The sequence below is a fragment of the Leisingera sp. F5 genome, assembly GCF_001593695.1.
This window is the reverse complement of the sequence record NZ_LUKH01000079.1, coordinates 1-8,005: the sequence shown is the minus strand read 5'-3', so window position 1 is coordinate 8,005 and position 8,005 is coordinate 1. Positions and strand designations below refer to the sequence as shown.

The following is an 8,005-nucleotide window of genomic DNA, read 5'->3' as shown; positions in this document are numbered from 1 at the left end:
GCGATCAGGGTGTGGTGCATCTGCGGCCCGATGAAACAGTTGTCGGCGCCTTCCGCGACAAGATCGCGATGCACGCCCAGGCGCAGGAGCGCTATGCGTCAATCCGCAGCAAGCCGGCGGTCACCACCGACGGTCAGCGCATCAATATGGTGATGAATGCAGGTCTGATGGCGGACCTGCCGTCGCTGGATAGTTCTGGTGCTGAAGGTGTGGGGCTGTTTCGCACGGAATTGCAATTTCTAGTGCGGAATCAGATGCCCAAGCGCTCGGAATTGGTTGCTTTGTACAAGCGGGTTCTGGATGCAGCCCATGGCAAACCGGTGATTTTCCGCACTCTGGACATCGGTTCCGACAAAGTTCTGCCCTATATGAAACCTACGGATGAGCCAAACCCTGCGCTGGGCTGGCGGGCGATCCGGGTGGGGCTGGACAAGCCTGGCATCATGCGGATGCAGTTGCAGGCGCTGTTGCGCTCGGCCGAAGGGCGGCCGCTGTCGATCATGTTCCCCTTTGTTGCCCAATTCGAAGAATACCGCGCGGCCAAGGCCGAGGTGGACAAGACCATCGAGCGCGAGCGTATTCTGGGCCATGTGCTGCCAGCTGAGCTGGAGATCGGCGCAATGCTGGAAACACCCTCGCTGGCCTATGCGCCGCAGAAGTTCTTTGACGAGGTTGCCTTTATCTCGATCGGCGGCAATGACCTCAAGCAATTCTTCTTTGCTGCCGACCGCGAGAATGAACGGGTGCGGCGCCGCTATGACACGCTGAACGTGAGCTTTCTGAGCTTTATCGAGCGGATCGTGGAGCGCTGCGCAATCTCAGGCACGCCGCTGAGCTTCTGCGGCGAGGATGCGGGCCGCCCGGTCGAGGCCGTGTGTCTGGCTGCCATGGGTATTCGCACGCTGTCGATGCGCCCGGCCTCCATCGGGCCGGTGAAGTCGCTGCTGCTGCGGGTGGATCTGGGTGAGTTGCGCAAGATCATCTCGGATGCCCGCCACCGCGGCGATCAGGCGGTGCGCCCTGCGGTGATGAAATACCTGCGGGAACTTTGACCGGCGCGGCTTCCTGAGTCCGGCAGATGATTTCATTGGAAATTTGAGCAGACCCAGCAGGGGCTGTGCTAAAGCTTCATGCCGATTTGCTTCAAGCTTAAAACTTTATACTTGAAGTTTTTTAGGACCTGCTTATCCTGACCTTCAGAGACGTGCGCTGAGCGGGAAGGGATGATCATGAAAGTCGCCTGTTTGGGAGGAGGGCCTGCGGGTCTTTACTTTGCTATCTCGATGAAGCTGCGCCAGCCCGAGACTGAGGTCACGGTGATTGAGCGCAACAAGCCTGATGATACCTTTGGCTGGGGCGTGGTGCTGTCGGATGATGCGCTGGAGAACCTCAGCGCTAACGACCCAAAGAGCGCGGAGATGATCCGCAAAAACTTTGCCTATTGGGACGATATTGCGGTGGTGCATTATGGCACCCGCACGGTGTCCGGCGGGCACGGGTTTGCCGGGATCGGGCGTAAGCAGATGCTGCTCCTGCTGCAGGACCGGGCGCGCGAACTGGGGGTCGACCTGCAATTTGAAACCATGGCCAAATCCGCCGCGGAATATCAGAAAGACTATGATCTGGTGGTGGGCTGCGACGGGTTGAATTCCAGTGTTCGCAATGAGTTCGCGGAACACTTTGAACCGGAAATCGACGTGCGGCCTTGCAAGTTCATCTGGCTCGGCACCCATCAGAAGTTCGACGACGCCTTTACCTTCATCTTTGAGAAGACACAGCACGGCTGGATGTGGATCCACGCCTATCAGTTCGATGCGGACACCGCGACGGTGATTGTCGAATGCTCTGCCGAGACCTGGGAGGCCTGGGGGTTCGAGGGCATGAGCAAGGAGGAGACCGTCCGTACCTGCGAGGCGATCTTTGCCGGTCATCTGGATGGGCACCGGCTGATGTCGAACGCTGCGCATTTGCGCGGTGCGGCTGTGTGGATCAATTTCCCGCGGGTGCTGTGCGAGAAGTGGCACCACGAGAACGTGGTACTGCTTGGCGATGCCTCGGCCACCGCGCATTTCTCCATCGGGTCGGGATCGCGGCTGGCCTTTGACAGCGCCATCGCGCTGGCGGAGATGGTCAGTGCCGAGCCGACGCTGGAGTGCGCGTTTGAGCGGTATCAGGAGGAGCGGCGGCTGGATGTGCTGCGGCTGCAGTCGGCGGCGCGCAACTCGCTGGAATGGTTCGAGGAGGTTGAGCGCTACCTGGACATGGATCCGGTGCAGTTCAATTACTCGCTGCTGACACGGTCGCAACGGATTTCACACGAGAACCTGCGGCTGCGCGATCCTGACTGGCTGCAAAGCGCCGAGAAGTGGTTTCAGGGCAAGGTCGGAGCGCCTGCCAATGCGCCGGTGCGGCCGCCGATGTTTGCCCCCTACCGTTTGCGCGGGATGGAGCTGCAGAACCGCATCGTGGTCTCCCCCATGGCGCAATACAAAGCGGTGGGGGGGTGCCCCACAGACTGGCACCTGATCCACTATGGCGAGCGCGCCAAGGGCGGGGCGGGGCTGGTCTATACCGAGATGACCTGTGTGTCAGCTGAGGGCCGGATCTCGCTGGGCTGTCCTGGGCTTTATGCACCGGAGCATGAGGCGGCGTGGAAGCGGCTGACGGATTTCGTCCATAGCGAGACCAGCGCTAAGATCTGCTGCCAGATCGGCCACTCGGGCCGCAAGGGCTCAACCCAGCTGGGCTGGGAGGAAATGGACGCGCCCTTGCCTGACGGGAATTGGGAAACGGTATCTGCGTCGGCCATCCCGTGGTCGGACAACAATCCGGCCCCGCGGGAGATCACGCGGGCGGAAATGGATGGGATCAAGGCCGAATTCGTGGCGTCTGCGCAGATGGCAGAGCGCGCCGGATTCGATATGATCGAACTTCATGCGGCGCACGGCTACCTGATTTCGTCCTTTGTATCGCCAAAATCGAACATTCGGGGTGATGAGTACGGCGGTAGCCTGGAAAACCGCCTGCGCTATCCGTTGGAGGTGTTCCAGGCCATGCGCGCGATGTGGCCGGAGGGAAAACCGATGTCGGTGAGGATATCTGCCAACGACTGGGTGGGCGATGACGGCGTCACCCCGGAGGACGCGGTGGAGATTGCCAGGGCCTTCACCGCGGCGGGTGCGGATATCATTGATGTTTCCGCCGGGCAGACCTCAACGCAAGCGCAGCCGGTCTATGGCCGGATGTTCCAGACGCCGTTTTCCGACCGCATCCGCAACGAGGCCGGGATTGCCACAATGGCGGTCGGCAATATCTATGAGGCGGACCATGCCAATTCGATCCTGATGGCGGGGCGGGCCGATCTGGTCTGCGTCGGCCGCCCGCATCTGGCCGATCCCTATTGGACGCTGCATGAGGCCGCACGGATCGGCGACCGGTATGGAAACTGGCCGCTGCCCTATCACGCGGGGCGGGATCAGGCCTGGCGCCTTGCTGACCGTGAAGCGGAGGTGATCCGGGCATGACACGCAGGGTTCTGGTAACAGGCGGCGGTACTGGCATCGGCAAGGCAATTGCCCATGCCTTCGCCGCGGAAGGATACCATGTCACCATCGCCGGACGCCGCCAGGCACCGCTCGAAGCGGCAGCGGAAGGGCTGAATCTGGATGTCCGGGAAGCGGATGTGACGGATGAAACGCAGGTGGAGGCGTTGTTCGATGCACCTTACGACGTGGTTATTGCCAATGCCGGGACCGGAGTTGCGGCCCGCATTGAGGATGTTGACCTGAAGGATTGGCAGCGGACTCTGACGGTGAACATGACGGGTACGTTCCTGACCTTCCGGGCCGCGCTGCGGGCGGGCATGGAACCGGGCGGGCGGCTGATTGCCATCGCCTCCACTGCGTCGTTGCAGGGCGGAGCGCAAATTCCGGCCTATGCCGCCTCCAAACACGGGGTGCTGGGGCTGGTGCGGTCGGTGGCGCAGAGCGTGGCCAAGCGGGGGATCACCTGCAATGCGATCTGCCCGGGGTTTGTCGACACCGAGATGGCGGAGAGCGCGATCAGCGGGCTGATGACCCGGCATGATATTGCGCGGGAAAAGGCGCTGGCGATGGTAGTGGGCGGCAATCCGATGCAGCGGCTGATTGCACCGGAAGAAGTGGCCGCAACGGCAGTGTTTCTGGCATCCGAGGGTGCGTCCTCGATCAACGGGCACGCGATGAGCGTTTCGGGGGGAGAGATTTGAGCACGACATCAAAAGACCGGCTGCGGCTGTGGCTGAAGGTGCTGAAGGCCACCAAGGCGGTGGAAAGCGACGTGCGCGAGAACCTGCGGCGAGATTTTGCAACCACGCTGCCGCGGTTTGATGTGATGGCGGCGCTGATGCAGCATGAAAAAGGCCTGAAGATGAGTGAGTTATCGGGCGTTCTGAAAGTGTCGAACGGCAATGTCACCGGCATTGTCGAGCGGCTGGTCGAGGACGGCCATGTGTTGCGCGAGAAGGTTGAGGGCGACCGCCGCGCCAATCTGGTGCGACTGACGGCGGCCGGCCAGACGGAGTTTTCGCATCAGGCCGAGGCGCATGAAGGCTGGATCAATGCGGCCTTCGATGGGCTGACAGCAGATGAGGCGCAAGCGATTGCGGAAAGCTTGGACGCGGTTGCGCGGCGGTTGGACGAGGGAGGTAAGGCATGAAGGTGAACACGGAGCCGAAGCATTTTCTGTGCCGGATCGAGGAGGGGGTTGCCACGGTCTCGCTGGACCGGCCGGAGCGGAAGAACCCGCTGACATTCGGCAGTTACGCCGAGCTGCGCGACTGGTTCCGGGATTTGCACTATGACGACAGCGTCAAAGCGGTGGTCTTTGCCTCCAACGGCGGCAATTTCTGCTCGGGCGGCGATGTGCATGACATTATTGGGCCGCTGACGCGCATGAGCATGAAGGAGCTTCTGGCCTTTACCCGGATGACCGGCGATCTGGTTAAGGCGATGGTGACCTGCGGCAAGCCGGTGATTGCGGCGATTGATGGGATCTGTGTTGGCGCAGGCGCGATTATCGCCATGGCCTCAGACATCCGCATCGCCACACCGGAGGCCAGGACCGCATTCCTGTTCACCAGGGTTGGTCTGGCGGGCTGCGATATGGGTGCCTGCGCAATCCTGCCTCGGATCATCGGCCAGGGGCGGGCGGCGGAGCTGCTCTATACCGGCCGGTCGATGAGCGCCGAAGAGGGGCATGCCTGGGGTTTTCACAACACGCTGGTTGCGGCGGATGAATTGGCGGGTGAGGCGCAGGGCTGGGCGGAGCGGATCGCAGCCGGTCCGAACTTCGGCCACATGATGACCAAAACAATGCTGGCGCAGGAATGGTCGATGTCGATCGAACAGGCGATCGAAGCCGAAGCGCAGGCGCAGGCGATCTGCATGCAGACGGCGGATTTTGAGCGCGCGTTTCATGCCTTTGTGAACAAGGAAAAGCCGGTGTTCGAGGGCGATTGAGCCGCATTTGGCCGCGGGCCGCGTGCCGGAGGAGGGTATGGGAGCCTCCGGCGGGAGTATTTGAACAAAGGTGAAACAGGGAGGGCCGCGCCATGGCGGACAAGTCGTTTCTGAACTGGCCGTTCTTTGAGGATCGGCACCGGGCGCTGGCGGAGGAGCTGGAGGCCTGGGCCGGGGCGTATCTGGCGGGCATCGATCATGCGGACACGGATGCCGCCTGCCGGGCGCTGGTTGCAGCTTTGGGCGCGGGTGGCTGGACGCAGCACTCCGGCGCCATGGCAGGCGAGCGGTTGGACGTGCGCACCCTGTGCCTGATCCGCGAAACGCTGGCGCGCCATGACGGGCTGGCGGATTTTGCCTTTGCTATGCAGGGCTTAGGCACCGGCGCCATTTCGCTGTTCGGCACACCGGAGCAGCAGGCGGAATGGCTACCGCTCACGCGGGCAGGCAAGGCAATCTCCGCCTTTGCCCTGACCGAACCGCAGTCGGGATCGGATGTGGCAAATTCCACCATGACCGCCACGCTGGACGGCGATCATTATGTGCTGAAGGGGGAGAAGATCTGGATCTCTAATGGCGGGATTGCCGATGTCTACACGCTGTTTGCCCGTACTGGCGAGGCGCCAGGGGCAAAGGGGCTGAGTGCTTTTGTCGTGCCCGCAGGCCTGCCTGGGTTCGAGGTTGTCGAGCGGCTGGAAACCATTGCGCCGCACCCACTGGCAACCTTGCGCTTTACCGATTGCCGGATACCGAAGTCTGCCTTGCTGGGGCAGCCGGGGCAGGGCTTCAAAATCGCCATGTCGGTGCTGGATGTGTTCCGCTCCACCGTGGCGGCGGCAGCGCTGGGGTTTTCCCGCCGGGCGCTGGACGAGGCGCTGCTGCGGGTGACGGAACGCCAGGTGCAGGGGGCGCCGCTGTTTGATTTGCAGATGGTGCAGGGGCACATTGCCGATATGGCTCTGGATGTGGATGCCAGCGCACTGCTGGTTTACCGCGCGGCCTGGGCCAAGGATGCAGGCGCCGCGCGGGTCACTCGGGAGGCCGCGATGGCCAAGCTGTTTTCCACTGACCAAGCACAAGCTGTGATCGACAAGGCGGTGCAGCTGCATGGCGGCGACGGCGTGCGCCGGGGCCAGAAAGTGGAGGAGCTGTACCGCGAAATCCGGGCGTTGCGGATTTATGAGGGCGCCTCGGACGTGCAGCGGGTGGTGATTGCCCGCCAGACCCTTGGCGCCTTTCAGCGGGGGAACTGAGATGCTGGGACCAACCGCGCATGCGGACACCTTTGCCCGGGACAACCTGCCGCCGGCGGATCAGTGGCCTGAGTTTCTGTTGGAGGGGTTTGAGTACCCCGAGTACCTGAACGCCGCGGTCGAATTGACCGATGCGATGGTGGAAAAGGGGTTCGGCGACCGGACCGCGCTGATCGGCAACGGCCGCTACCGCACCTACAAGGAGCTGGCGGACTGGACCAACCGGCTGGCGCATGTTCTGACTGAGGATCTGGGCGTGAAGCCCGGCAACCGGGTGCTGATCCGCTCCGCCAACAATCCGGCGATGGTGGCCTGCTGGCTGGCGGCGACCAAGGCGGGCGCGGTGGTGGTTAACACCATGCCTATGCTGCGCAAGGGCGAGCTGGCCAAGATCATCGACAAAGCCGAGATTTCCCACGCGCTGTGCGACACTAGACTGAAGGACGAATTGGTGGCCTGCGCCAAGGAGTCGAAGTTCCTGAAGACGGTTGTAGGCTTTGACGGCACCTCCAACCATGATGCGGAGCTGGACCGGCTGGCGCTGGAAAAACCTGTGACTTACGAGGCGGTGAAAACCGGCCGCGATGACGTGGCGCTGCTGGGCTTCACTTCCGGCACTACGGGATCGCCGAAGGCGACGATGCATTTCCACCGCGACCTGCTGATCATTGCCGACGGATACGCGCGCGACGTTTTGGACGTGCAGCCCGAGGATGTGTTTGTCGGCTCGCCGCCGCTGGCCTTCACCTTTGGTCTGGGCGGGCTGGCGATCTTCCCCTTGCGGTTTGGTGCCGCGGCGACGCTGCTGGAAAATGCCACGCCGCCGAACCTCATTGAGATCATCGAGAAATATAAGGCAACCGTCTGCTTTACCGCGCCGACGGCCTACCGGGTTATGCTGCGGGCGATGGAGGAGGGGGCGGATTTGTTCTCGCTGCGCGCGGCGGTGTCGGCCGGCGAGACCTTGCCCGCACCGGTCTATGATGAGTGGATGCAGAAGACCGGCAAACCGATGCTGGACGGGATCGGCGCGACCGAGATGCTGCATATCTTTATTACCAACCGGTTCAGCGATCACCGGCCTGCTTGCACCGGCAAACCGGTAGGCGGCTATCAGGTAAAAGTGTTGGATGCGGATGGCAACGAGGCCCAGCACGGCGAGGTCGGGCGGCTGGCAGTCAGGGGGCCCACAGGGTGCCGATACCTAGCTGATGACCGGCAGGCTGAATACGTGCAGGACGGTTGGAATATCAC

At 62.4% G+C, this 8,005-nt stretch carries 7 protein-coding genes; all 7 read left to right on the top strand.

The features are described from left to right. The coding region (locus A2I95_RS23810) for a putative PEP-binding protein (RefSeq protein ID WP_367152393.1) at nt 1–1,052 on the top strand (1,052 nt) is incomplete at its 5' end. A 177-nt stretch (nt 1,053–1,229) separates the two neighbouring features. Further along, complete coding sequence (locus tag A2I95_RS23805; protein WP_291733831.1) at nt 1,230–3,524, top strand: bifunctional salicylyl-CoA 5-hydroxylase/oxidoreductase; 2,295 nt, start codon at nt 1,230–1,232, stop codon at nt 3,522–3,524. Beyond that, nucleotides 3,521–4,246, top strand: coding sequence for an SDR family NAD(P)-dependent oxidoreductase (locus A2I95_RS23800; protein WP_027259578.1), 726 nt, complete (start codon nt 3,521–3,523; stop codon nt 4,244–4,246). Before A2I95_RS23805 ends, A2I95_RS23800 begins: the two co-directional genes overlap by 4 nt. After that, nucleotides 4,243–4,695 carry a MarR family transcriptional regulator gene (locus tag A2I95_RS23795; protein WP_027259577.1) on the top strand — a complete coding sequence of 151 codons (453 nt, stop codon included), beginning with the start codon at nt 4,243–4,245 and terminating at the stop codon, nt 4,693–4,695. The genes A2I95_RS23800 and A2I95_RS23795 overlap by 4 nt, the downstream gene beginning before the upstream one ends. Then, entirely contained in the window at nt 4,692–5,498 is an 807-nt protein-coding gene (locus tag A2I95_RS23790) for an enoyl-CoA hydratase family protein (protein WP_027259576.1), read from the top strand. The genes A2I95_RS23795 and A2I95_RS23790 overlap by 4 nt, the downstream gene beginning before the upstream one ends. A gap of 92 nt (nt 5,499–5,590) precedes the next feature. Further along, a complete protein-coding gene (locus A2I95_RS23785) occupies nt 5,591–6,751 on the top strand; it encodes an acyl-CoA dehydrogenase family protein (protein WP_291733827.1) in 1,161 nt (386 codons plus the stop codon). 1 nt (nt 6,752) lies between these two features. Then, nucleotides 6,753–8,005: AMP-binding protein (locus tag A2I95_RS23780; RefSeq protein ID WP_291733826.1), on the top strand; the 1,253-nt coding region annotated here is incomplete at its 3' end.